This is a genomic window from Mycobacterium sp. OAE908 (assembly GCF_017872775.1).
In the GTDB taxonomy this organism is placed as follows: Bacteria; Actinomycetota; Actinomycetes; order Mycobacteriales; family Mycobacteriaceae; genus Mycobacterium.
In genome coordinates, this window is record NZ_JAGGJL010000001.1 from 3450302 (window position 1) to 3471897 (window position 21596).

General features: G+C 66.4%; 24 protein-coding genes. 12 read left to right on the plus strand and 12 right to left on the minus strand.

The genetic code is table 11. From position 1 onward, the window contains the following. The first annotated feature begins 41 nt into the window (after positions 1 to 41). Positions 42 to 614 carry a helix-turn-helix transcriptional regulator gene (locus J3E61_RS16980; RefSeq protein WP_210084339.1) on the plus strand — a complete coding sequence of 191 codons (573 nt, stop codon included), beginning with the start codon at positions 42 to 44 and terminating at the stop codon, positions 612 to 614. A gap of 3 nt (positions 615 to 617) precedes the next feature. On the opposite strand, the gene J3E61_RS16985 is transcribed toward J3E61_RS16980, so the two are convergent. Both J3E61_RS16985 and J3E61_RS16990 read right to left on the minus strand, forming a co-directional pair. Further along, positions 618 to 1457 carry an SDR family NAD(P)-dependent oxidoreductase gene (locus J3E61_RS16985; RefSeq protein ID WP_192721834.1) on the minus strand — a complete coding sequence of 280 codons (840 nt, stop codon included), beginning with the start codon at positions 1455 to 1457 and terminating at the stop codon, positions 618 to 620. A gap of 4 nt (positions 1458 to 1461) precedes the next feature. Further along, positions 1462 to 1863 carry a DUF4345 family protein gene (locus tag J3E61_RS16990; protein ID WP_192721833.1) on the minus strand — a complete coding sequence of 134 codons (402 nt, stop codon included), beginning with the start codon at positions 1861 to 1863 and terminating at the stop codon, positions 1462 to 1464. A gap of 90 nt (positions 1864 to 1953) precedes the next feature. Here J3E61_RS16990 and J3E61_RS16995 point away from each other — a divergent pair, with 90 nt between their 5' ends. Continuing rightward, complete coding sequence (locus tag J3E61_RS16995) at positions 1954 to 2523, plus strand: TetR/AcrR family transcriptional regulator (protein ID WP_210084340.1); 570 nt, start codon at positions 1954 to 1956, stop codon at positions 2521 to 2523. Here the strand turns inward: J3E61_RS16995 and J3E61_RS17000 are convergent. Then, complete coding sequence (locus J3E61_RS17000) at positions 2520 to 3095, minus strand: TetR/AcrR family transcriptional regulator (RefSeq protein WP_210084341.1); 576 nt, start codon at positions 3093 to 3095, stop codon at positions 2520 to 2522. The two genes, J3E61_RS16995 and J3E61_RS17000, sit on opposite strands and share 4 nt — an antisense overlap. A gap of 90 nt (positions 3096 to 3185) precedes the next feature. Between J3E61_RS17000 and J3E61_RS17005 the strand changes: the two genes are divergently transcribed. Both J3E61_RS17005 and J3E61_RS17010 read left to right on the plus strand, forming a co-directional pair. Next, entirely contained in the window at positions 3186 to 4694 is a 1509-nt protein-coding gene (locus J3E61_RS17005; protein WP_210084342.1) for an amidase, read from the plus strand. Beyond that, positions 4694 to 5629, plus strand: a complete 936-nt coding sequence (locus J3E61_RS17010) for an SDR family oxidoreductase (RefSeq protein WP_210084343.1) — start codon at positions 4694 to 4696, stop codon at positions 5627 to 5629. Before J3E61_RS17005 ends, J3E61_RS17010 begins: the two co-directional genes overlap by 1 nt. Here J3E61_RS17010 and J3E61_RS17015 read toward each other — a convergent pair. Beyond that, complete coding sequence (locus J3E61_RS17015; RefSeq protein WP_210084344.1) at positions 5578 to 6285, minus strand: TetR/AcrR family transcriptional regulator; 708 nt, start codon at positions 6283 to 6285, stop codon at positions 5578 to 5580. The two genes, J3E61_RS17010 and J3E61_RS17015, sit on opposite strands and share 52 nt — an antisense overlap. Positions 6286 to 6359: 74 nt before the next feature. Here J3E61_RS17015 and J3E61_RS17020 point away from each other — a divergent pair, with 74 nt between their 5' ends. From J3E61_RS17020 to J3E61_RS17040, 5 genes are read left to right on the plus strand one after another with little or no spacing between them, the layout of a single operon-like run. Next, positions 6360 to 7325: an enoyl-CoA hydratase/isomerase family protein gene (locus J3E61_RS17020; RefSeq protein WP_210084345.1), complete on the plus strand. Its 966-nt coding sequence runs from the start codon at positions 6360 to 6362 to the stop codon at positions 7323 to 7325. Then, complete coding sequence (locus J3E61_RS17025) at positions 7325 to 8236, plus strand: alpha/beta fold hydrolase (protein WP_210084346.1); 912 nt, start codon at positions 7325 to 7327, stop codon at positions 8234 to 8236. The genes J3E61_RS17020 and J3E61_RS17025 overlap by 1 nt, the downstream gene beginning before the upstream one ends. Continuing rightward, a complete protein-coding gene (locus tag J3E61_RS17030; RefSeq protein ID WP_210084347.1) occupies positions 8236 to 9702 on the plus strand; it encodes an AMP-binding protein in 1467 nt (488 codons plus the stop codon). Before J3E61_RS17025 ends, J3E61_RS17030 begins: the two co-directional genes overlap by 1 nt. Further along, positions 9699 to 10943, plus strand: coding sequence for an NADH:flavin oxidoreductase/NADH oxidase family protein (locus J3E61_RS17035; RefSeq protein WP_210084348.1), 1245 nt, complete (start codon positions 9699 to 9701; stop codon positions 10941 to 10943). The genes J3E61_RS17030 and J3E61_RS17035 overlap by 4 nt, the downstream gene beginning before the upstream one ends. A 1-nt stretch (position 10944) precedes the next feature. Further along, a complete protein-coding gene (locus J3E61_RS17040; protein WP_210084349.1) occupies positions 10945 to 11775 on the plus strand; it encodes an SDR family NAD(P)-dependent oxidoreductase in 831 nt (276 codons plus the stop codon). A gap of 4 nt (positions 11776 to 11779) precedes the next feature. Here the strand turns inward: J3E61_RS17040 and J3E61_RS17045 are convergent, their stop codons facing one another. Genes J3E61_RS17045 through J3E61_RS17055 form a run of 3 tightly spaced genes read right to left on the minus strand, consistent with a single transcriptional unit; the run spans position 11780 to position 15174 of the window. Next, positions 11780 to 13066, minus strand: coding sequence for a primosomal protein (locus tag J3E61_RS17045; RefSeq protein WP_210084350.1), 1287 nt, complete (start codon positions 13064 to 13066; stop codon positions 11780 to 11782). 30 nt (positions 13067 to 13096) lie between these two features. Next, positions 13097 to 14326, minus strand: coding sequence for a divalent metal cation transporter (locus J3E61_RS17050; RefSeq protein ID WP_210084351.1), 1230 nt, complete (start codon positions 14324 to 14326; stop codon positions 13097 to 13099). Next, positions 14323 to 15174 (minus strand): PRC-barrel domain-containing protein, encoded by an 852-nt coding sequence (locus tag J3E61_RS17055; protein ID WP_210085595.1) that lies wholly within the window; start codon positions 15172 to 15174, stop codon positions 14323 to 14325. The genes J3E61_RS17050 and J3E61_RS17055 overlap by 4 nt, the downstream gene beginning before the upstream one ends. Before the next feature lie 80 nt (positions 15175 to 15254). On the opposite strand from J3E61_RS17055, the gene J3E61_RS17060 reads away from it, so the two are divergent. Next, positions 15255 to 15869 carry a hypothetical protein gene (locus tag J3E61_RS17060; protein ID WP_210084352.1) on the plus strand — a complete coding sequence of 205 codons (615 nt, stop codon included), beginning with the start codon at positions 15255 to 15257 and terminating at the stop codon, positions 15867 to 15869. A gap of 121 nt (positions 15870 to 15990) precedes the next feature. Here the strand turns inward: J3E61_RS17060 and J3E61_RS17065 are convergent, their stop codons facing one another. Continuing rightward, positions 15991 to 16713 (minus strand): hypothetical protein, encoded by a 723-nt coding sequence (locus J3E61_RS17065; protein WP_192721818.1) that lies wholly within the window; start codon positions 16711 to 16713, stop codon positions 15991 to 15993. A gap of 73 nt (positions 16714 to 16786) precedes the next feature. Here J3E61_RS17065 and J3E61_RS17070 point away from each other — a divergent pair, with 73 nt between their 5' ends. After that, positions 16787 to 17389 (plus strand): TetR/AcrR family transcriptional regulator C-terminal ligand-binding domain-containing protein, encoded by a 603-nt coding sequence (locus J3E61_RS17070; RefSeq protein WP_192721817.1) that lies wholly within the window; start codon positions 16787 to 16789, stop codon positions 17387 to 17389. Here J3E61_RS17070 and J3E61_RS17075 read toward each other — a convergent pair. Together J3E61_RS17075 and J3E61_RS17080 are read right to left on the minus strand one after the other, a co-directional pair. Further along, positions 17362 to 18453 carry a C40 family peptidase gene (locus J3E61_RS17075; protein WP_210084353.1) on the minus strand — a complete coding sequence of 364 codons (1092 nt, stop codon included), beginning with the start codon at positions 18451 to 18453 and terminating at the stop codon, positions 17362 to 17364. The two genes, J3E61_RS17070 and J3E61_RS17075, sit on opposite strands and share 28 nt — an antisense overlap. Beyond that, a complete protein-coding gene (locus tag J3E61_RS17080; protein ID WP_192721815.1) occupies positions 18453 to 18746 on the minus strand; it encodes a hypothetical protein in 294 nt (97 codons plus the stop codon). The genes J3E61_RS17075 and J3E61_RS17080 overlap by 1 nt, the downstream gene beginning before the upstream one ends. A 49-nt stretch (positions 18747 to 18795) precedes the next feature. Here J3E61_RS17080 and upp point away from each other — a divergent pair, with 49 nt between their 5' ends. Continuing rightward, the gene (upp, locus tag J3E61_RS17085; protein ID WP_192721814.1) at positions 18796 to 19419 is read left to right on the plus strand and encodes a uracil phosphoribosyltransferase; all 624 of its coding nucleotides are present in this window, start codon (positions 18796 to 18798) and stop codon (positions 19417 to 19419) included. Here the strand turns inward: upp and J3E61_RS17090 are convergent. Both J3E61_RS17090 and J3E61_RS17095 read right to left on the minus strand, forming a co-directional pair. Next, entirely contained in the window at positions 19416 to 21071 is a 1656-nt protein-coding gene (locus J3E61_RS17090) for a phospho-sugar mutase (protein WP_210084354.1), read from the minus strand. The two genes, upp and J3E61_RS17090, sit on opposite strands and share 4 nt — an antisense overlap. Beyond that, the gene (locus J3E61_RS17095; protein WP_210084355.1) at positions 21068 to 21520 is read right to left on the minus strand and encodes a MarR family transcriptional regulator; all 453 of its coding nucleotides are present in this window, start codon (positions 21518 to 21520) and stop codon (positions 21068 to 21070) included. The genes J3E61_RS17090 and J3E61_RS17095 overlap by 4 nt, the downstream gene beginning before the upstream one ends. Positions 21521 to 21596: the final 76 nt, after the last annotated feature.

Genomic DNA, 21596 nt, shown 5'->3' on the forward strand with positions numbered 1-21596 from the left:
GCTGTTCGCACCTGTGTAAACCAATCGGTATACTTGGAACTATGACGTCACTCACCCAGAGCGGTCGCGGGGGCCGCGGGGCGCGTGCGCGGATCCTGACGGCGGCTTCAGAGCTGTTCTATTTCGAGGGCATCAACGCGACCGGTGTCGAACGGATCGCGAGTAGGGCGTCGGTGTCCAAACGAACGCTTTATCGGCACTTTCCGAGCAAGGCAGCCTTGGTGGAGGAGTACCTGCAGCGCCTCCGGCAAGAGGCCGGGGAGTCGGCGGCGGGGACGCCACGTGCGCGACTGCTCGCCTTGTTCGAGCTCTCGGACTCCGAGAACGGTCGGATGCGGGGCTGTCCATTTCACAACGCGGCCGTGGAGGCGGCGGGAGCGTTGCCCGGCGTCGAGCACATCGTTCACCTGCACAAGCGGGACTACATAGACGGCCTCAATGAGCTGGCACGACAGGCGGGTGCTGCCGATCCGGAGATGTTGGGCAATCAGATCGCAGTGCTCTACGAGGGTGCATCAGGATTGTCCACCTCGCTCAACGATCCGGCGCCGTGGGCGCGCGCCCGCGTTGCGGCCGAGGCCCTGATCGACCAGGCGGTAGGGCGCGCGGGCTGAGAATCAGGCTGTGGCGGGCGATTTCGACGTCGTCGCCGCTGCAAAGATCGTGTCGGTGACCGCGGTGGGCGTGATCGTCACGACAGCCTTCTGGGCGCGGCTGGCGATGTCCAACAGATAGCGCCGCTTGGGCCGACGCGAGGTCAGCGCGTGGTCGACGGCCTTGGTGACTCGTTTCGGATCGGCGGCGAGTTTCTGCATGCGTCCCAACAGCTTCCGGCTGCCGGCGAGATGCGCGGCATAGAGTTCGCGGTGCTCGTCAGCCAATCGCTTGGTCATGCGGTCGTAGTCGTCGACAGCGTCGCCCCACATGTCGGTGCGAATGGGGCCCGGCTCGATGAGCGAGACGCGAATCTTCCACGGACGCAGCTCCATACGTAGTGCGTCGCCCAACGATTCGATTGCGTACTTCGAGGCGTTGTAGGCGCCGGTGCCGGGTGTGGTGATCAACCCGCTGACGGATGACATGAACACCACCCGGCCCCGGGCGGCGCGAATCTTCGGCAGCACTGCCTGAGTAACCGCGATCTGCGAGATGACGTTGACGTCCAGTTGCTGTGTCAGATCATCGAGGGATAACCCCTCGACGGGGCCGTTCAGGATGATGCCTGCGTTGTTGACGACGCCGTTCAGTTCGGCGGGAAGGAGATCGGGAAGCGCCGCAATGGCAGACCTGTCGGTGATGTCGAGCGCGACCGCGCGCACACGGGGCATGCCATCGAGGCTGTGTAGGGCCGCTTCGGATCGGGCGGTGGCATACACGTCCCAGCCCCGTTCGCTCATGTGCTTGGTGATCGCAAGCCCGATGCCTCTGCCGGCGCCGGTAACCAGTACTGAAGGCATGTCGTCAGACCTCACTCGATGAAAGGCTCTTCTGCCATGCCAGAAGACCTGCCACGCCAAACGTCTCCAGTGCTATTGCCCCCACCGTGAAGGGGTGCGGCCTCCCGCGCTGCTGCCATGACCGCAGTCGTGCGAGACCACCGACGAAAATGGTCGACAGCGCGAACGTCACGACCCGAGAGCCCTCGACACGTCCGAGCTGAGACCACATGGCCGGCCCGACTGCCAGTTTGAACACGTTGGCATATCGCAGAGAGCTGTCCACCGTCGGCGCCACGTCCGGAGAACCGCCCGGAACACCCTGCGGGCCATGGACGATCTCACTGATCGCGCTGGCCGTGGGTATGGCAGCGAGCACGGCTAATGTCCGCTGCAATCCTCGTCGACTGCTGTCACTGTGCGCCATGAACACTCCTGGTATACCGAACGGTTTACTGACAGCGGCCGACGCTACACGCCTTTGCGCGTGGTGTAAACCCATCGGTATCCTTTGTCCATGACCACGCAACGCGGCGGCCGCGGTGCACGACAGCGCATCCTGAACACCGCCACCGATTTGTTCTACCGGGAGGGCATCAATGCCACCGGGGTCGAGCGGCTTGCCAGCGAAGCATCAGTATCCAAGCGGACTCTGTACCAACACTTTCCGAGTAAGACGGCAGTGGTCGAGGAGTATCTTCGCTGCATCCAGCAAGGTGTCGGCGACCCGATTCACCCGGGACCGGAGGCCGCGAACAAAAGCCCCCGCGAGCGCATACTCGCCCTGTTCGCCACGCCATCACCGGACGCGACGATGCGCGGCTGCCCGTTCCACAACGCCGCCGTCGAGGCTGCCGACGCCATGCCCGAAATTCACGAGATCGTCCAAGAACACAAGCGCAAATACATCAGGGGCCTGATCAAGCTGGCCCGACAGGCGGGCGCCGGCAACCCCACACTGCTGGGCAATCAACTCGGGCTGATTTACGAAGGCGCTGCTGCACTTTCGACGTCCCTCGACGACCCCACCCCCTGGACGCACGCGCGGAAGGCTGTGCAGACCCTGCTCGACCAAGCAGTGAGTTAACGACGTCTGCCGAGGGATTCAGCCGGACGGTGCTGGGAGATCAACTCGTTGAGGTGTTTCGTCACCTGCTCGAGAGGCTTCGTCGAGCGCGCGGCGCGTGAGAGGATGACGGCTCCTTCGACCGCGGCGACGATCGTCGTCGACAACGACTGGGCGGCAGCGCGATTGATGCCGTCCTTCCGCAACCGATCGGCCAACAACTGACCCCATTCCGCGAAGACATCCGCGGCGGTGGACGCGCCTTCGGGTGATTCGTCGCGACTGCTCGCCGCGGCAACGATCGGGCAGCCCCCTTCGAAGTCCGTGCTCACCAACACCTCGCCCCACATGTCGGCGAAGGCCCCGATTGGATCGGGGTCGTCCAGGTAGCCGCGCACCGTCGCCGTCATCTCGTCTCCGGCGGCACGGGTGGCCGCGGCAACGAGTTCGGCCTTGCCGCCTGGGAAGTTGAGATAGATCGAGCGACGTGTCACGCCGCTGGTCGCCAGGATTTCGGCGATGCCGGTACCAGCCACACCATGTCGCTGCATCAGCGTGGCCGTGGCTGCCGTGAGTCGATCGCGTACCCGCATGGTTGCAATATACCAGTCGGTCTACTAATGTCCGACTTACGCGGTAGACCGAACGGTATACCGCATTCTTTGCCAAGGAAAGGGGCGACTGTGTCCTCCGCAGCCCCACACGATTTCGCCTTCTTGCCCGCGACCGAACAGCTGGCCGCGCTGAACGCGAAGGACCTCTCCAGCGCTGAGCTGGTCGAGCTGTACCTGTCCCGCATCACCGAGCACAACGCTGCGCTCAACGCAGTCGTCACCGTTGACGCGGACGGCGCACGTCGCGCAGCCAAGCACGCTGACGGGGCTCGCTCAAACGGCCAGCGCCTGGGACCGCTGCACGGCCTGCCGATCACCGTCAAGGACAGCTACGAGACGGCCGGCATGCGGACGGTCTGCGGTCGCCCCGACCTGGCCGACTACGTGCCGACGCAGGACGCCGAGGCCGTCGCACGCCTTCGCCGCGCGGGCGCAATCATTCTCGGCAAGACCAACATGCCCACCGGCAATGCCGACGTGCAGGCCAGCAACCCTGTGTTCGGCAAGACGAACAATCCATGGGATCTTTCGCGCACCTCCGGTGGCTCGGCAGGCGGCGGTGCCGCGGCGACCGCCGCCGGGCTGACCAGCTTCGATTTCGGATCCGAAATCGGTGGCTCCACCCGGATTCCGGCGCACTTCTGCGGTCTCTACGGTCACAAGTCGACGTGGCAGTCCGTTCCGTTGGTCGGTCACATTCCTGGCGGGCCTGGCGACCCCGGGCGTTGGGGAGAAGCCGACATGGCCTGCGCCGGTGTGCAGGTGCGTGGCGCTCGCGACATCATTCCGGCATTGGACGCCACCGTCGGCCCGCTGAATCCCGACGGCGGTTTCTCCTACACCCTCGCCGCGCCGCGGGCCACCGCGCTCAAGGACTTCCGGGTCGCGGTGTGGGCCGACGATGCCGCCTGTCCGATCGACAACGACACTCACCGAGCCATCGATGAGGCGGTCGCAGCGCTGCGAGACGCCGGCGCGCGGGTCGTCGAGCAACCCGCAGGCATCCCGGTGGATCTGACCACCTCACACGACCTCTTCCTGAGCTTGGTCATGGCCGCGTTCTCGATAGACAGGTCCACGATGAGCCCGCGCTTCGCCGGTGCCCTTGCCCTGCGCTCGCTGATGAGCCCGCGCGGCGACGCCGCCGCCGCGCTGCGCGGGACGATCCAAAGCCACCGCGCGTGGTTGTTCCGCGACGCGGCCCGGCGGGAGATCGCGTACCGCTGGGCGGGATTCTTCAAGGAATTCGACGTGCTGCTGCTGCCGGTGACACCCACCGCCGCGCCCGGGCACCACAATAAGGACCACGACCGCTTCGGCCGCACGATCGACGTCGACGGCGTCACCCGCTCATATTGGGATCAGACGAAATGGAGCGCCGTGGCCAACATCGCCGGTACGCCGGCGACCACGATGCCCATCACCACCAACGCGGCCGGTCTGCCCATCGGCCTCCAGGCGATGGGTCCTGCCGGGGGAGACCGCACCACCGTCGAGTTCGCTGCTCTGCTCACCGAAGTGCTTGGCGGCTATCGCATTCCGCCGCAGCAGCGGGCGTCGGTCATGAGCATCGCGTGATGTCGCCTCTGATGCGTCGAAACCTCACCGGCCGCAAGGTGGTAATCACCGGGGCCGCGCGCGGCATCGGGGAGAAGGTGGCACGGATCGCCGCGGCCCGCGGCGCTCGCGTAGCGCTGATTGGGCTCGAACCCGATCGGTTACGTGCACTGGCCGAGGACCTGGGACCCCGCGTGTCGTGGCGGGAGGCCGACGTGCGCGACGGCGCCGCATTGCGGTCTGCGATCGACGCTTGCGCAACGGCCCTGGGCGGCATCGACTTCGTCGTCGCCAATGCCGGGATCGCTGCATACGGAACAGTGCGGCAGGCCGACGAGGCGTCGTTCGAACGCGTGCTGGACATCAACCTGAACGGCGTGTTCCGCACCCTCAAATATGCGACGCCGCACTTGGAGCGCAGGCGAGGGCACGCGACGGTGGTGGCGTCGGCGATATCCTTCACACCGCTTGCCGGCCTTGCGTCGTACGCGGCGAGCAAGGCCGGAGTCGAAATGCTCGCTCTGGCCTACCGCCAAGAGGTGGCCCACCTCGGCATCACCGTCGGATTGGTCCATCCGTCGTGGATCGACACGGACCTCGTGCGCGGTGCTGAAGCGGATCTTCCTTCGTTCCAACAACTTCGGGAACGGTTGCCCTATCCGGGCAATGTCACAACCAGTGTCGACCGGGCAGCCACCGCGATCGTCAACGGACTCGTGCGCAGGCGTAGCCGGGTGTACGTGCCGCGCGCTGTCGTGGTGGCCAACTGGGCGAAGGCAGCGCTGAATTCACCCGCCGCCTGGCCGTGGATGAGGCGCTTTGCCGCGCAGGTGACGCCGACTCTCGAGCGTGAGGTCGCGGCATTGGGCAGGCATGACCAACTCCTGCCCGGCGTCGAGCGCACCTATGATTTGGCGGCAGGTTGCGATTCTCCGGCCCCCGTGATCGAGTCGTAGATGCGGGCGGCCTTTTCGTGTGAGGCCTCGGCACGCTCGCGCGTATCGCCAAGTCCCACAGATAGATTCACGCCGAGCGGCAGGAGCACTTGGCGTACCGGATCGTCGAACCCGGTGAAGGTCTCCGCCAGTTCGAGAGTGATGAACCCGTGCACGAAGCTCCACAGCTGAGCCGCGACGCCCTCATGGTCCTGTTTTCTGACTCGGCCCGAGGTGACAAGGCGTCGGCACGATTCTGCGACGTGCGCATAGGCGGCGCGAAAGCCTGGCGAGCGGCCACTCAAGCGCGCGTCGGTGTCCGTCAGCGGCCGGTACGTCGCACGGCTCGACAGGCCGAACATCAGGTCATAGAGATGGGGGTTCTGGCGGGCCACGCGCCGACACGTCAAGCCCTGCAGGGCCAGATCGGCGATCGGGTCATCGGAGGCCGGCAGTTCCGAGAACGCCCTGTCGAGTTCGTTGAAGCCGTGGTCGATCACGGCGCGGGTGAGCTCGGGGATCCCGCCGAAGTGGTGGTAGACCACCATCGTCGAGAGCCCGGTTGCCGCCGCCACCGTTCTCGCCTTGATGGCGGACGGGCCCTGTTCGGCGAGCAGGCGAACCGTCGCTTGAATGAGCCGCTCCGGTACAGCGTCAGGGGTCGAAACCGCAGTCATCTCCTACACCCATTGTCAATCGGATATAACTTCGTTATATTACCCCATAACGAAGTTATTATCGGAGGGTTGCAATGAACAATCGCCTAGAGGTCGAGGACCGCGGTGCCGTCCTGGTGGTACGGGTCGACGGTGGGCCGCACAGCCTGTTCGGGGTCGACATCGCGAACCAGCTTGATGAGTTGGTAGACCGCGTCGATCGCGATCCGAGCGTCCACGCGGTGGTTTTCACCGGCGCGCGCGCCGGGCGCTTCGTCAGCCATGCCGACGTGCGGTGGCTGCAGGCCGAAGGTGCTGCCGTTCCTGAGTTGGGCCGACGCGGCGCATCGGCCGCCCTGCGACTGGCCCGGGGTGTAGACCGCGCCCGCATCCCTGAGCCACTCCTGCAGAAAACCCCGATGCGGGGTGTCGCGCAACTCGACCGCCTGCACGCGACTTTCTTGCGCATGAATGCGAGCGGGGTGATATTCGTTGCCGCCCTGAACGGTTCGGCTCTGGGTCTGGGCGCGGAGTTCGCCTGGGCGTGCGACTTGCGTGTGATGGCCGACGGTGACTTCTTCATCGGCCAGCCAGAAGTCCTGCTGGGCATCATGCCGGGGGGAGGCGGCAGCCAGCGACTGACCCGCCTGATTGGCACCCACAAGTCGTTGGTGGCGATCCTCGAGGGCAAGCCGTTCACGCCGGCGCAGGCGCTGGCCAACGGCGCTGTCGATGAGGTCGTGCCGACGGACGACGTCGTTCCGCGCGCGGTCGAACTCGCCGCATACTTCGGCCGTCGGACCAAGGGATCGGTCGAGGCCATCAAGCGGTCGGTGTATTTCGGCGGTTCGATGTCGCTGACGGAAGGCCTGCACATGGAGCGCACCGAGTTCCTCGGCACCGATCAGTCCAAGGAGGGCCAGGAATTGATGCTTCAGTACCTCGCCGATACGGCGTCCACCGGCGAGCTACCTCTGTACCGTCCGGACACCTACGCGGAGGCGCTCGAATCGGGCCGGGTGCCCAGTGTTGGCTCGACCAACGGGGCGGTGAGCCGATAGTGGCCACCTTCACGCGACACGACGTCTCGTTTCTTTCCGGCGAAGACACCTGTGCGGCTTGGCTTTACCTGCCGAACGGGGTCACCTCCCCGCCCGTCGTCATCCTCGGACACGGCCTCGGTGCCACGCGCGAGATGCGTCTGGACGCCTTCGCCGAACGTTTCGCCACGGCCGGCATCGCCGCGCTGGCCTTCACGTATCGGCACTTCGGCGACAGCGGCGGCCAACCGCGCCAACTGCTTTCGATCAAGCGACAGTTGGAAGACTGGGATGCCGCCATCGCGTGGGTGAAGGATCGTCGCGACGTAGACAGCACGCGAATCGCGGTGTGGGGTAGCAGCTTTGGCGGTGGTCACGCTATCACGGTCGCGTCGCGCCACCCAGAACTACGGGCAGCGGTTTCCCAGTGTCCGTTCACCGACGGTGTTGCCTCAGCGCTGGCGCTCGGACCGGGTGCCTCAATGAAGGCGTTGCCGTTGGTCGCGCGGGACCTTGCCGCCAAGGTCCGCGGCCGCGCCCCGGTGACGATCCCACTCGCAGGCGCCCCAGGTTCGGTGGCCCTGATGAACGCCCCGGACGCTCTGCCCGGCTATCAGGCACTGCTGCCGCCCCGCATGACGTTCCGGAACGAGGTGGCGGCGAGGGTCACCCCGACGATCATGGCCTACCGGCCCGGCCGGGCGGCGAAGAACATCAAGTTTCCAATCCTCTTCTGCGTCAGCAACACCGACAGCGTCACGCCGCCGGCGCAAACATTGCGCTACGCGCGCACCGCGCCGCGTGGTGAGATCAAGCGATACGACGCCGGCCACTTCGAGTTCTACCTCGGCGAGGCTTTCGAAACGCTGGTACGTGACCAAGTGGACTTCCTCACCCGCCACCTCCATCCGGTGGATGTGAGTACGTCGTAATGAATTTCGCATCCCTACCCGATCGCCGCGCTGCTGCCGACCCGAATCGTCTCGCGATCGCGGACCCGCGACAGTCCCTTACGAACGCGGCGTTCTTACGTCGCGTCCTGGCGGCGTCAGCTCACATGAACAGCCTCGGCATCGGTCCCGATGACGTGGTGGGCCTGAAGCTCAAGAACCGGGTCGAGTTCGTGGTGCTGTTGTTCGCGGCATGGCGGCTGGGCGCCACTGTCACACCGGTCAATCCGAGCCTGACCGACGCCGAGGTCGTTCGGCAACTGCACGGCTCCGGTGCGCGCCTGTTGGTGGTGGAGGACGGCGCCACCGCACCGGCGGGCGTCATCACGCTCGCCGTCGGCGAGTTGCGTACCGAACCCGACGGCGCGGCTCAGCCGCCCCATCTCGCATCCTCTGGGCTGGCCCTGCTCATCTACACCAGCGGCACGACAGGGATCCCGAAGGGCGTGATGCTGGATCACGCCAACATCGATGCGATGGCCGATATGGGGCGCCGGGCCTTGCAGATCGGTCAGGCAGACCGGTGTCTGCTGATCCTGCCGCTGTTTCATGTCAACGGCATCGTGGTCAGCGTCCTGATGCCGCTGCTGGCCGGCGGCAGCGTAGTCATCACCGACAAGTTCGATCCCCAGACATTCTTCGACACAGTTGAATACGAACGGCCCACCTTCTTCAGTGCGGTGCCGACGATCTTCGCGATGCTCGCCGCGTTGCCTGCCCACGTCGCACCCGACACGTCGTCGGTGCGGTTCGCCGTCTGTGGCGCAGCGCCTGCACCGCCGGACCTGCTGACGCGATTCGAGTCTCGGTACGGATTTCCGTTGATCGAAGGGTACGGGTTGTCAGAAGGCACCTGTGCTTCCACCATCAACCCCATCGCCGGACCCCGAAGGGCCGGGACCGTGGGAATTGCCTTTCCTGGCCAGCAGATTCGGATCGTCGACGAAACCGGGTCCGAGGTGGCCACGGGTCTCGACGGCGAGGTCGTCATCGCAGGCCCCAATGTCATGCGCGGCTATTTCGGCAGGCCCGATGAAACCGCGCGGGTCATCATCGACGGCTGGCTGCACACGGGCGATATCGGTCATCTGGACGCCGACGGATACCTGACGCTGGTGGGGCGATCCAAAGACATGATCATCCGCGGCGGGGAGAACATCTACCCCAAGGAGATCGAGGACGTCCTGGCGGGCGATCCGACTGTGCTCGAGGCCGCCGTGATCGGGGTGCCTGACGACAAGTGGGGCGAGATCGTCGCCGCCTACGTCCAGCCACGGCCGGGTCTGACCGTCGATCCTGCAGCGCTGCAAGCACTGTGCGCGCGCAACCTGGCCGGCTACAAGCGCCCGACGTCCATCACCGTCGTAGCCGGAATTCCCAAGAACGCGGTTGGCAAGACCGACAAGGCGCCGCTGCGGGCCGCCCATCTGGAAGGAACATCTCTATGACATCGCTACACGAGCCGTTGACACTGCCGTGCGGGCAGGTGCTGCCCAATCGAATCATGAAGGCCGCGCTGAGCGAAGCGCTTGCCGATAAGCAGAACGCCCCCGACGAGCGCCTCGAACGGCTCTACACGTCCTGGAGTCAGGGTGGATACGGTCTGATCATCACGGGCAATGTGATGGTCCACCGCACGCAACTCGGTGAGCCGGGCAACGTCGTGATCGAGGACGAGCGCAATCTCGATGCGTTGTCCCGATGGGCGAAGTCCACCAAAGACGCCGGTGTGCCGATCTGGGTACAACTGAATCACCCTGGGCGACAATCGAACCCGCTCGCACTTGGACACACACCCGTTGCGCCCAGCCCGGTGCCGCTGAGCCTTCCCGGTGCGGCGACGCCGCGCGAGCTGACACCTGCCGAGATCGAAGACATCATCGAGCGCTTCGCAACGGCGGCGAAAGTATGCGAGACGGCGGGCTTCGACGGTGTGCAGATACATGGTGCCCACGGCTACCTGGTCGCGCAGTTCCTTTCGCCGCTGTCGAACCAGCGCAACGACGAATGGGGCGGTGACCCCGAGCGCCGGATGCGGTTCGCGCTGGAAGTCGTGCGCCGCATCCGCGCGAGCGTGTCGCCGAGCTTTGCCGTTGGTATCAAACTCAACTCGGCCGATTTCCAGCGCGGCGGGTTCACCGAGGATGAATCCCGTGCCGTGCTGGCGGCATTGGCGCGCGAAGGTATCGATCTGATCGAGGTCAGCGGCGGAAGTTACGAACAGCCCGCGATGATGGGCAAGGCCGCCGACAGCACCAGGGCGCGCGAAGCCTATTTCCTGGAGTACGCCCGCACGGTGCGCAGCCTGGTCGGCGACATCCCGCTGGCGGTCACGGGCGGTTTCCGTTCCCGTGCAGGCATGGCCGACGCTGTCAGCTCAGGCGAGTGCGATGTCATCGGCCTTGGCCGACCGACTGTAACCACAACCGACGCCGCCGAGGTGATCCTGGCCGGGCGCGCAGAGACATTGACCTCACACCGCGTGCGTTTCGGGTTGCGCCGCGTGCTGGGCAAGTTTCTCGACCTCAAGTCGCTGGACGGAATCCTCGAACTTTCCTGGCACACAGACCAACTCCACCGGGTGGGTGCCGGTCTGACACCTGATCTGAATCGGAGCCGTACCGCCACCACACTTGCGATGGTGCGGCGCAACGGCCGTGCGTCGTTCGGACGCAAGCGCGGTCTGTGACATGCGATATTCACTCTCCGACAAGGTCGCGCTGATCACGGGAGCCGGTCGCGGGCTTGGTGCGGCCACCGCCGCGGCACTGGCTCAGCGCGGCGCACAGGTGGTGATCGCGGACATCGACCTCACCGCGGCGCAGTCTGTTGCCAAGTCGCTGCCGAGCCACGGTCGAGCGCTGCAATGCGATGTCACGCAACTCGATTCGGTCCAACGCGCGACGCGCCAGACTCTCGAGCATTACGGCCGCATCGATGTCGTGATCGCCAATGCGGGCGTGCTCGGTCGTGGTGGCACGATGCGCACACTCACGCCCGGCCAGGTGTGCGGCGTCATGTCCGTCAACGTGGACGGTGTCGTCAACACGGTATCGGCCGCGCTGGATCCGGTGATCGACAGCCGCGGGCAGATCGTCTTGGTGAGTTCGGTGTTCGCCTACATCAACGGCGCGGGCGCCATCCCGTACGCGATGAGCAAGGCGGCGGTCGAGCAACTGGGCCGTGGCCTCGGCGTCGAGTTGGCACGCCACGGAGCGTCGGCCATGACGGCGTACTTCTCCCTCATCGAGACCGACATGATCCGCCACGGCGTTGACGCAGATCCGCATCTGACGGCGCTGCTCGCGGCGATGCCGACGTTCGTCCTCAAGCGCATTCAGCCGCAGACCGCCGCCGAGGCGATCGCGGACGGTCTGGAGCGCAGGCGAACCTCCGTCACCGTCCCTGGCCGCTGGCGACCGGTCGCGGCGCTTCGTGGCGTGGCTGGACCGATCGTCGACGCAAGACTGGCAAGCGACAGCGGCGTGCGGCGAGCCCTGACGCAACTCGAAAACCGGTAGCGCGCTACTCCTGGCGCAGCCGCGACTCGACGAACGCCTCCAGCGCCTCCCACTGCTCGACGGCCTTGGCGTACGGCGGGCTCGGGCGCTTCACGGTGTCCGGGTCCAGCACATGCGCGACCACCCGACCCAGCGGCTGGTCGACATCCAGTGTCTCGTCGACTGTGGTGTCCTCGGAGTAATCGCCTACGTCCCTGAGGAATTCGACGGCAAGCTCAAGCTGGTCCCGGTCGATGGCGTCGGGCCCGTCGGCGAGGTCGTCGGCAATGCCCGTGAGCACGTAGACGTTTTCGTCGCTGACGTTGACCCGCAGCGAGCCGTCGGTGGCGGCGGTGCGGATGTCGTCGTAGGTCGCCAGATCAGACAAGTCATGATCGTGCTCGTCGGCGAGGTAGCGCGCCAGAGCGCCGCCGGAAGTGAAGACGCTGACGCGTCCGTTGCGGCCCAAGAAGATCGGCGCGTCATCGAGATAGCACCGCAGGGTGTAGTAGGTGCCCGCGCTCGTCATCACCCGCACGGGGTCGATGCCGACCTTGATCCAGAAGTCGTCGTCGCTGCCGAGCACCAGGCCTTGGGCCTGGTCGGCGAGGTCGTCGGTCTCCTCGACGTCGGCCTCGGTCTCGTCGGCCTCGTCGGCGGTTGTGTCCTCGGAGTCGGTGGTCTCTTCGACCTCGATCTCCTCGGGTTCGGGTGCCGGCTCGGCCAGTTCCGCCGCGGCCTTCTCCGATGCGGCCTTGTCGACATCGGGGATCGTGACGATCTCGTCGATCGCGTCGATCGCGTTGTCCCAGCCGCGGCCGATGACGGCCTCGATCTCGGCCCAGCGCTTGCGGCCGGGCCGCCCCGCGAAGGCCTCGATGCCGCCGCCGACCGTGCCGAGTACGGGGTTGCCGTTGAAGAACTTGGTGACCGCGGGCATCTCACACACCGACCCGATCGAGGACACGATCGCCAGCGTGCGATGAAGCTCCTTGACCGTCTCCTCACTGGGCTTCTCGGCGACCAACTCCTGGAGGCTGACCAGGTCGTACTGGCGATCCTCCGGCGGGTCGAAGCTGTGCGCGTTCGCCTGGGTCAACTTCTCCCAGGACGGATGGTCGACCAGGTCGTTGTCGGTGTTGGTCCTGACAAACGCCACCAGGTCGGCGACCGACTCGAAGGCATACAGATCCTCGTCTTTACCGAGGAGCGCCTCCCACTCGTCGCCCTCATCGCGCCAGCGCGGAGCCCACAGTGTGTACAGGTCGCCCTTGGTCAGCGCGAGCCGAATCGGCACGATGTCAGCAGCCATGGCGCACAGCCTAACGACGACAGCTGGCCGCTAAGCCACCAGGGACGTTAGTCCAAGCGCCACTACGCACAGCACCACCGTCGCAGCGGTCAGACCGTATACCGCGGTGCCTGACCGGCCGACGGCAAAGCGGCCCATCAGGTCCTCGTCGCGGCCGATGCCGATCATTGCCAACAGCAGCGGGATCAGTAGCACCGCGTTGAGCACCTGGGTCGCGACCAGGATCGTCACCAGCGGGACGTGGGGGATCAGCACCACACCTGCGGCGAGCACAGTGACAAGACCAAAACTCAGGTAGAAGGTCTTGGCTTCGTCATAGGGGTCGTCGAGTGCGGCCTCGACGCCAACGTATTCGCACACCGAATACGCCGTCGACAGCGGCAGTAGCGAGGCGGCCAACAGCGCCGCGCCGATCAGCCCCACCGCAAACAGCGTCGAAGCTGCATCGCCGGCCAGTGGTTGCAGAGCCACGGCCACATCCGCGGCATCGGTGATGGAACGGCCGTCGCGGTGCAGTGTCGCCGCGCAGGCCACGACCACGAAGAAGCCGATCACCCCGGTGAGCACCGCTCCGGTCACCACGTCGACGCGCTCCAGTGCCAGGTCCTCGGTGCGTAGCTTCTTGTCGACGGCATACGACTGGATGAACGACAGGCCCCACGGCGCGAGCGTGGTGCCGACGGTGGCGGTGACGATCGCGATCGTGTCGGTGTCCAGCGGCATGGTCGGCACAGCCAGGCCTTCGGCCGCGGCGCCCCAGTCCGGATGGGCAAGAAAACCGGACGCGACGTAGGCGAGGAAGACTGTCGACAACAGCAACAGCAGATGCTCCACGCGGTGAAAGCTGCCGCGCAGCACCAACAACGAGACGACGGCCGCAGCAGCAGGCACGCTCACATAACGAGTGATGCCGAAGATCTCGAAACCCGCTGCGACTCCGGCGAATTCGGCACAGGTCGTGCCGACATTCGCGACGACGAGCGTGGCGAGCACTGCACCGCCCAGCCGGACGCCGTAACGCTGCCGAACTAGGCCGATCAGGCCCTGGCCGGTTACCACGCCCATCCGGGCGGCCAGCCCGTGGAACAACACGAGCGCGACCGTGGACAACAGAAGCACCCAGAGCAGCTGGTAGCCGTGGTCAGCGCCGAGCACCGAGTACGTCGTGATGCCGGCGGGGTCGTCGTCGGACAACCCGGCCAGCAGGCCAGGGCCCACCACCGTCAGCAGCGCACCGACGGTCAGCCCCTTGCGCCTCACGTATTCGCTCCCCGCGGATTGTGGCGACGACGCGGCCACACATGCGAACGGAGCAGCCGACGTCCGCGCAACGCCGGGGAATGCGCAAGGCGGGTACGCCAGTGTGCTGCATGTTCTGCGGGCATGGCGGCCACGATGTCGGCGGCCGCGGCGTCGGGCAACGCCCGCAGCACACGCTCGGCGGTTACGGGATGGCTGACGCGGACGACGTCGGCCGCGACGGCCGGTGCCTTGGCCGCCAGCACCTCGGTGGCCGATTCGGTGTCGAGTCGACTGATCAGGACCGCTAGGCCGCGCGCGTCGAGGTGATGCACGGCGGAGCGAGGCGTAGCCAGTTGCACGGCGTGACCGCGTTCGGAGGTGAGGTGTAAGTCGGTCCAGGCGACGGCGTCGGCGCGGGTACGGGAGGCGATTGCGCTCAAGCCCAGCCGTCGTAACACCGCGCCGAAACCGACTTCGGCGCCGACGACTTCGAGGCGGCCGTCGGCGCCGTGGGTGAGCACCACGTCGGCGACACGAGCCAGACGCTGACCTGCGATGTCGACGACCTGAGTATCCAAAACGTCTCGCGCCAATAGGATTTCGTCGGGTTGGAGGGCTTCAGCGATCGATCGGATGATGAACGCGTCCGGATCCTGGACAAGCGTGACGCTGCCGTGCCGATATGACCCCACCGCGGGCCACGGAACAAGCAAGTCGCGAGCCCCGCCGCGTCGCACCAGGATCCGGTCAACGAGCGTCGGACCGTTCTGCTCAGCAAGGCTGACGGTCAGGTCGACGAGGCGGCCAAGCGACTGCTCATCCGGACCGCGGACGTCCTGACCCACAATCCGACTGAGCAGCAGCACGTCAGCAGCATGCCTGATGCGGACCGGGCACCGTCGTCGCATCAAGAATCCTCCAAGGCCTTCGCGTGATCCTTCTTCGCATGAGAGAGAACCTGTACCGTCCGCAGCTTTGGCTCGTCGCGCTCGCCGCGTTGACCCTGGCTGGGTGCTCTTCGTCGGCCGGCTCGACCCATCCCGCATCCGACAGCCCAACCCCGGTAGCGGCACCGACGGTCACGGTTACCGCGACGCCCGCACCTGCACCGGCCCCCGTGACCGTGACGGTGGCGGCACCGGCACCCGCGCCGGCCCCTGCACCGGCGCCTGCGCCAGCACCGACGATCGTGGTGCAAGCAGCAGCGAATGGCCCGGCGTCGTTCCGCTCGCCGTCAGGCAACATCAACTGCAGCCTGTCCACCCCGGGCGGCAAGATCGCTGCCCGCTGCGAGGTGGTTCAACACACCTGGGTCGCTCCGCCACGAGAGCCGGAATGCCATCTGAACTGGGGCGACCGTTTCGAGCTCAGCGAGGGCAACAACGCCCTCTTCGCCTGCTACGGCCAAGAGTTCCCCCCGGTGAACGAGACCCTGGCATACGGCCAGACACGATCCTTTGGATCGATCACCTGTGACAGCGAGTTCACCGGAATGACTTGCACCGACACCAGCACGGGTCACTACTTCCGCATCTCGCGCGACGGTAGGGAACTCGGGTAGTCACCCCGTCGGTCGCCAGAAGGCCTGAAAACCGTTCCCGGCGTTGGTAGTTCGAATTGGCGACAGCTTGACGGGATCAGCCGCCTCGACTGGGCATCAATATCGGTGCAGCGTGCGCCGCTCATCCGAGCGCCGCTTCGATCCAGTTGGAGAACTCGCATGCGAGGTGCCATCGGTGCCCGGACACCATTCTGTCCAGCGTCGGCAGCGGGAACTCGACGGTCAGGCGAGCGTGGAATCCATCCGAGGTGTCTTGGAATTGGTGACGCACACCGCCGATCGCCGTGCCATTGGAAGCTCTGGCCACACCTGCGATTTGGTAGGGAAATCGCGGATCCGCCTGCGTCCTCAAAGACGAAACATCGTCGTAGTCGATGAAAAAGTGGGACGGCAGTGGACTGCCTCCGGTTGTCTCCAGAACTTCCTGTCGTCCATCGATTCGGGTTCGGATCACGAAGTGATCCGGGCACGCTCGCAGCATTGCTTCTTCGTCAGATGTATTGCTCCAACTCTCGAAGGCCTCGACGAATCGCTCGGCAGTGCCGTCGCCGATGCGGAGGTCCGTAACGCAGAGTCGCCGTCGCTTGCTCATCCCGGCTCCCACCCGCGCCACGTGTTCTGCCAATCGGGTGTCGTTCTTGAGGCGCGCACTGATTCCGTCGGGCCCGAGCGCAAGCTTTGCCTGCAGCAGCGCTTCGCGTCGCGTCGCGACGCCTTCGCCTTCAGGCACGCGCACGCCGAGCTTGCGGGCCGCTGCGCTGATTCGCCGATCCTCCCAGTCGAGGATCTGCTCGCGTGCGACGGTCTCGCCGTGTAGGTGAGCCGTGATCGAGGGAGTGGACACCGTGTTCCTAACGCTATAAAACTTGCGTTAGATACGCTAGGCTGTCTGTAGGCGCAAGTCAACGGAGGTGACGATGGTCACGCAGCGCCGGCTGGGTGGGCGCTCGGAACGGGTTCGTGTCAAAGTCCTCGATGCCGCGCTCGCGCAGCTTCTGAAGGAGGGTTACGACGGACTCAACGTGCGCGACGTCGCACGGGCGGCGGAGGTCGCCGAGACCACTGTCTATCGCCGCTGGCCGACGACACATGACCTCGCCGCCGCGGCGGTCGCGCACCTCACACACGCCGAGAACCCGATCCCGGATACCGGGACCCTCGAGGGTGACGTGCGGGCGCTGCTCTCGCAGATCTTCGTCCTGCTCCGACGGCCAGAGGTGGAGCGCATTCTGCGCACAGTTGCCGCCCTCGATAGTCGAAACAGCGGCGCGGTCGAGGCCCGTAAGAGCTTCTGGCGCAGCAGATTTGCGGGCTCTGCTGTCATCATCGGCAGGGCGGTTGAGCGCGGGGAGCTGCCCGCCGACACCGACCCCGGCGAGTTCGTCGAGTTCCTCGTAGCGCCTGCGTACCTGCGGGTGCTGCTGCTGGATCGCCCGATCGACGATCAGCTACTCGAACAGTCGGTGGGGTTGACCATGGCGGCCTTCGCCGGTCACCCCGTCGGTCGCCAGAAGCCTTGAAAACCCTGCCCGGCGTTGGTGGTTCGAATCGGCGACAGCTTGACGGGATCACCTGCCTCGATCATCGTGCCGTTGCCGACAATCATCGCGACGTGGCCATCCCACACCGCCAGGTCACCCGGCCGCAACGAACCCGCACTCACGGCCGCGCCGACGTCCTGCTCCTGGGCCAGCCGCGGAAGTTCCAGTCCCGCTTCGTGATACGCCCACTGCGTCAACCCGCTACAATCCAGGCCGACGCCCGGCGCGGTGCCGCCCCACTGGTACGGCACGCCGAGTTGGGTCAGCGCGTACCGAACCGCGCTGGCGGCCAAGGCATTCGGCGCCATCGCCGTGCTGCCATCGGGCAGTCGGATTGCGAAGCCATCTCCGAATGCCGCGGCATCCGGTAACGGCGTGTCAGATCCCGAGAACTTCGCGAGGTCGCCTAGGTCGCCCGAACTCGGCATGCCGCCCAACCCGGACAGCGGGCTGACCGGCGCATCCCCGCCCGAGCCGGAGCCCATCGGCATCGACGGCATCGGCGCAGACCCCATGCCGGCTGGCGTCGTCGCGGCAGGTGTGGACGTCGGCGACGGAGCGGCCAGCGCGGCGGCGTGCCCGTCCAACTCGGCCCGAAGCTCCTCGACCACCGCGACGGCCTCTTCGAGCGACCGGCGCGCCTCGGCCATCAGCCCCTCGACGCCGCCCGGTGAATCCAGATACGGCTCGAGCGCGGCAGCGCGAGCCTCGAACTCCTCGACGATGGTTTGTAACCGGTCTCGCGCCCGTTCGACCGCCGCACCCGCTTGATCGGCCATAGTGCCGAGACGGGCGGCGCGCATGGACAGCGCGTCCACGGCCGCGACCGTCGCGGCCGCGAACTCCGCCGCGGCGTCGGCCCCGGTGCCGGACCACCCCACCTCCGACTGCCGCCACGCGCGACGGACAGCCGCCGAGACGTCGGTCAGCGCGTCGCGCGCGCCCATCAGCGTGCCCGCTGGGTCGCCCGACCACCCGGGACCGACCAGAGCCTGCACCTCACGGATCGGCGCCGCCAGCGCCGCGACCAGGGCACTCGGCATCAGTACACCCCGGACACCCGGATCCCGGTGCGCTCGTCGGCATTCTCGTACGCGGCCGCCGATGCGCTCGCCGTGTGTCCTCCGGCCTCCAGGCGGTCGGCCAGCGCCGTGACCGCGCGCGCCGCGTCAGCGGTGGCCTCGGCGAGTGCTGCTACAAAGCGGGCGCCGACGGGGCCCAGCGTCGCCGTGGCCGCCGGAATCGACGACATGGTGGTCGCAACTTTCGCGAGATCTGCCGCGTGCGCCGAGTTGGCGGCGCCGAGGGCGCGGACGGCATCGGTATCGGCGAACATGGGTGTTAGGACTGCCGCGGCGACCGTTCGGTTCCACTAGGGTCGGCCCATGGATGTGCGCGTCGTCGACCACCCACTGGCCGCCGCACGGCTGACCACCCTGCGAGATGAGCGCACCGACAACGCGGCGTTCCGTGCCGCGCTGCGCGATCTGACGCTGATGTTGGTGTACGAGGCGACGCGCGACATCGCCTGCGAAACCATCCCCGTGCGAACACCGCTGGCGGAGACCACCGGCTGCCGGTTGGCCAACCCGCCCCTGTTGGTGCCGGTGCTGCGCGCCGGGCTGGGCATGGTCGATCAGGCCCACGCGTTGATTCCGGAGGCCCGCGTCGGTTTCGTCGGAGTAGCCCGCGACGAGGAAACCCACGAGCCAACACCGTATTTGGAGTCGCTGCCCGACGACCTGAGCGCACAGCCGGTGATGGTGCTCGACCCGATGCTGGCGACCGGCGGCTCGATGGCGCACACGATCGGTTTGTTGCATTCCCGCAACGCCGCAGACATCACGGCCATTTGTGTCGTCTGTGCACCCGAAGGCATTGCGGCGCTGGAGAAGGTCGCACCGGACCTGCGGCTCTTCACCGCCACCATCGACGATCAGCTCAACGACATCGCCTACATCGTGCCGGGTCTCGGTGACGCCGGCGACCGGCAGTTCGGCCCGCGTTAGAACTGCTGGGCGACGGACACCAGCTCGTCCCGGATCGCCCGTGCCTTCGTGCGCGTCTCCTCGAGGTTATTCGCGTGGGCGCAGCGAACCTCTATGTAGGACTTGATCTTTGGCTCGGTGCCGGACGGCCGGACGACCATACGGACCCAGACTTCGTCATCGCCACCGAGGAAGACCAGCGCGTCGGTTCGCAGGTCTCCCGGCTCATGCAGCAGATCCGTCGCCGTTACCTCGAAGCCGGCCAACCGATCTGGCGGTGTCGCACGCAGCCTGGCCATCACCGCTTCGGCCTCGTCGACGTCGGCGACTCGCCGCGATACCGCAGTGGTGGTGTGCACCCCATGGCGACGGGCGAGCTCATCGAGGGCGTCGAGCATCGTCCGGCCCTGATCCCGCAGTGCCGCAACGAGATCGCAGACCAACACCATTGCGCTGATGCCGTCCTTGTCGCGGACCGCGCCTGGGTCGACGCAGTGGCCGATCGCCTCTTCATAGGCGTAGACAAGTGTGCAACCTGGTCGGCCGACATCGGCCCTCGACAACCACTTGAATCCGGTCGGTGTCTCGATGTGCCTGGCGCCGTGGTCCTTGGCGATAGCGGCCAGCATCCGCGACGACACCACCGAGCTGGCCACCGCGATGGCGTCGGTGACCGGGCCGGGATCGATCTGCGAAAGGATGTAATCGCCCAGCAGCCAACCGGTTTCGTCGCCTGTGAGCATGCGCCAGCCTTGCGGGGTCGGCACGCCCACCGCGCACCGGTCGGCGTCGGGATCGAGCGCGATGGCGACGTCGGCGTTTACCTCGCCGGCCAGCTTCAGCAGCTCGTCGACCGCGCCTGGCTCTTCCGGGTTGGGGAAGTCCACGGTCGGAAAGTCGGGATCGGGCGCGAACTGGCTTTCGACGACATGGATGTCGCTGAGGCCGGCGCGCACCAAGGCGTCCATCGCGAACTCACCGCCGACGCCGTGCAACGGCGTCAGCGCCACGCGCACCGACCCGTGTGTGTGCCGGACGTGCGCCGCGCGGTCGATGTAGTGCTGAACCGCGTCCACACCTGACGGCGTGACGTCCCGACGGGCAATCTCGTCCGCGTGCGGCGCTTCCGCGACGGCCCGTTCGATCTCCTCGTCGATGGGCGGCACGATCGGAAAACCGCCGTCGAAGTAAACCTTGTAGCCGTTGTCGGAGGGCGGGTTGTGCGAGGCGGTGATCTGGATGCCCGCGGCCGCGCGGTTGTGACGTACGGCGAACGCCACCACAGGAGTCGGCACTGCCACGAACATCAAGGTCACTGCAAAGCCTTCGGCAGCAAGGACTTCCGCAGCAGCCAGGGCGAAGTCCTCGGAGCCGTGGCGGGCATCGCGTCCGACCACCACCGGCTTTCCCGCCATGCCGTGCGCCTTGAGCACCTTGGCGACCGCCCACGTCGTCCGAAGAACGACCGCCAGGTTCATTCCGCTGGGCCCACCCCGCAAAGGACCCCGCAAGCCCGCGGTTCCGAATGTCAGCGACTGCGCGAAGCGCTCCTCGAGTTCGTCCTCGCTGAGCGCCGCTAGCTCGGCCGCGGTCTTCGGATCGGGGTCGTGCGAGATCCACTCCTGCGCGACCGACGGCGGCGCCATACTCGCCTGGCGCGGCGAAGAAGTCATACGGCTAGTGTGCCCGCTTTCGCGTCGGTGTAAGCGAGCTTGCGGAGCACCGGGGCGACGAGCATCAGCAGGTCGAATTCCAACGGTGTGAGGTTGTCGCGCATGGTCGCGTTCAACCACGCATCCCGTTCGGCGCGGTCGGCTTCCAGCAGCGCGGTCCCGGCGTCGGTGAGCTCGATGAGCTGCCGTCGCCGATCCGCTTCGTCGGGGCGGCGCACGATGAGGTCACGGCTAACCAGTTCGTTGATGCTGTCGGTCAGTGACTGCACCCGGACGTGCAACCGGCTCGCGAGCTCGGCAGGTGTGGTGACGCCGGTGCGGCTGACCTCGCCGATCAGCTCCATCTGGCTCAGCGTCAGGCCGTGGTCGGGGCGGTGCCTGCGCATCTGCCGCGTCACCGCCATCATCGATTCCCGCAGTTCGGTGGCCGGGGAGTCCACACGCGTCATAACCAAGGTATACCTTGGCAAAGCCTGTATGTCACGGCCGTCGTTGCATGTTGCAGGCGGCCGAATAGCAAGGGCA

Bases quoted from the DNA above. Each gene is read 5' to 3' on its own strand.
- J3E61_RS16980 (WP_210084339.1), top strand. From the start codon at position 42: ATGACGTCACTCACCCAGAGCGGTCGCGGGGGCCGCGGGGCGCGTGCG.
- J3E61_RS16985 (WP_192721834.1), bottom strand. From the start codon at position 1,457: ATGCCTTCAGTACTGGTTACCGGCGCCGGCAGAGGCATCGGGCTTGCG.
- J3E61_RS16990 (WP_192721833.1), bottom strand. From the start codon at position 1,863: ATGGCGCACAGTGACAGCAGTCGACGAGGATTGCAGCGGACATTAGCC.
- J3E61_RS16995 (WP_210084340.1), top strand. From the start codon at position 1,954: ATGACCACGCAACGCGGCGGCCGCGGTGCACGACAGCGCATCCTGAAC.
- J3E61_RS17000 (WP_210084341.1), bottom strand. From the start codon at position 3,095: ATGCGGGTACGCGATCGACTCACGGCAGCCACGGCCACGCTGATGCAG.
- J3E61_RS17010 (WP_210084343.1), top strand. From the start codon at position 4,694: ATGTCGCCTCTGATGCGTCGAAACCTCACCGGCCGCAAGGTGGTAATC.
- J3E61_RS17015 (WP_210084344.1), bottom strand. From the start codon at position 6,285: ATGACTGCGGTTTCGACCCCTGACGCTGTACCGGAGCGGCTCATTCAA.
- J3E61_RS17020 (WP_210084345.1), top strand. From the start codon at position 6,360: ATGAACAATCGCCTAGAGGTCGAGGACCGCGGTGCCGTCCTGGTGGTA.
- J3E61_RS17030 (WP_210084347.1), top strand. From the start codon at position 8,236: ATGAATTTCGCATCCCTACCCGATCGCCGCGCTGCTGCCGACCCGAAT.
- J3E61_RS17035 (WP_210084348.1), top strand. From the start codon at position 9,699: ATGACATCGCTACACGAGCCGTTGACACTGCCGTGCGGGCAGGTGCTG.
- J3E61_RS17040 (WP_210084349.1), top strand. From the start codon at position 10,945: ATGCGATATTCACTCTCCGACAAGGTCGCGCTGATCACGGGAGCCGGT.
- J3E61_RS17045 (WP_210084350.1), bottom strand. From the start codon at position 13,066: ATGGCTGCTGACATCGTGCCGATTCGGCTCGCGCTGACCAAGGGCGAC.
- J3E61_RS17060 (WP_210084352.1), top strand. From the start codon at position 15,255: ATGAGAGAGAACCTGTACCGTCCGCAGCTTTGGCTCGTCGCGCTCGCC.
- J3E61_RS17070 (WP_192721817.1), top strand. From the start codon at position 16,787: ATGGTCACGCAGCGCCGGCTGGGTGGGCGCTCGGAACGGGTTCGTGTC.
- J3E61_RS17075 (WP_210084353.1), bottom strand. From the start codon at position 18,453: ATGCCGAGTGCCCTGGTCGCGGCGCTGGCGGCGCCGATCCGTGAGGTG.
- J3E61_RS17080 (WP_192721815.1), bottom strand. From the start codon at position 18,746: ATGTTCGCCGATACCGATGCCGTCCGCGCCCTCGGCGCCGCCAACTCG.
- upp (WP_192721814.1), top strand. From the start codon at position 18,796: ATGGATGTGCGCGTCGTCGACCACCCACTGGCCGCCGCACGGCTGACC.
- J3E61_RS17090 (WP_210084354.1), bottom strand. From the start codon at position 21,071: ATGACTTCTTCGCCGCGCCAGGCGAGTATGGCGCCGCCGTCGGTCGCG.
- J3E61_RS17095 (WP_210084355.1), bottom strand. From the start codon at position 21,520: ATGACGCGTGTGGACTCCCCGGCCACCGAACTGCGGGAATCGATGATG.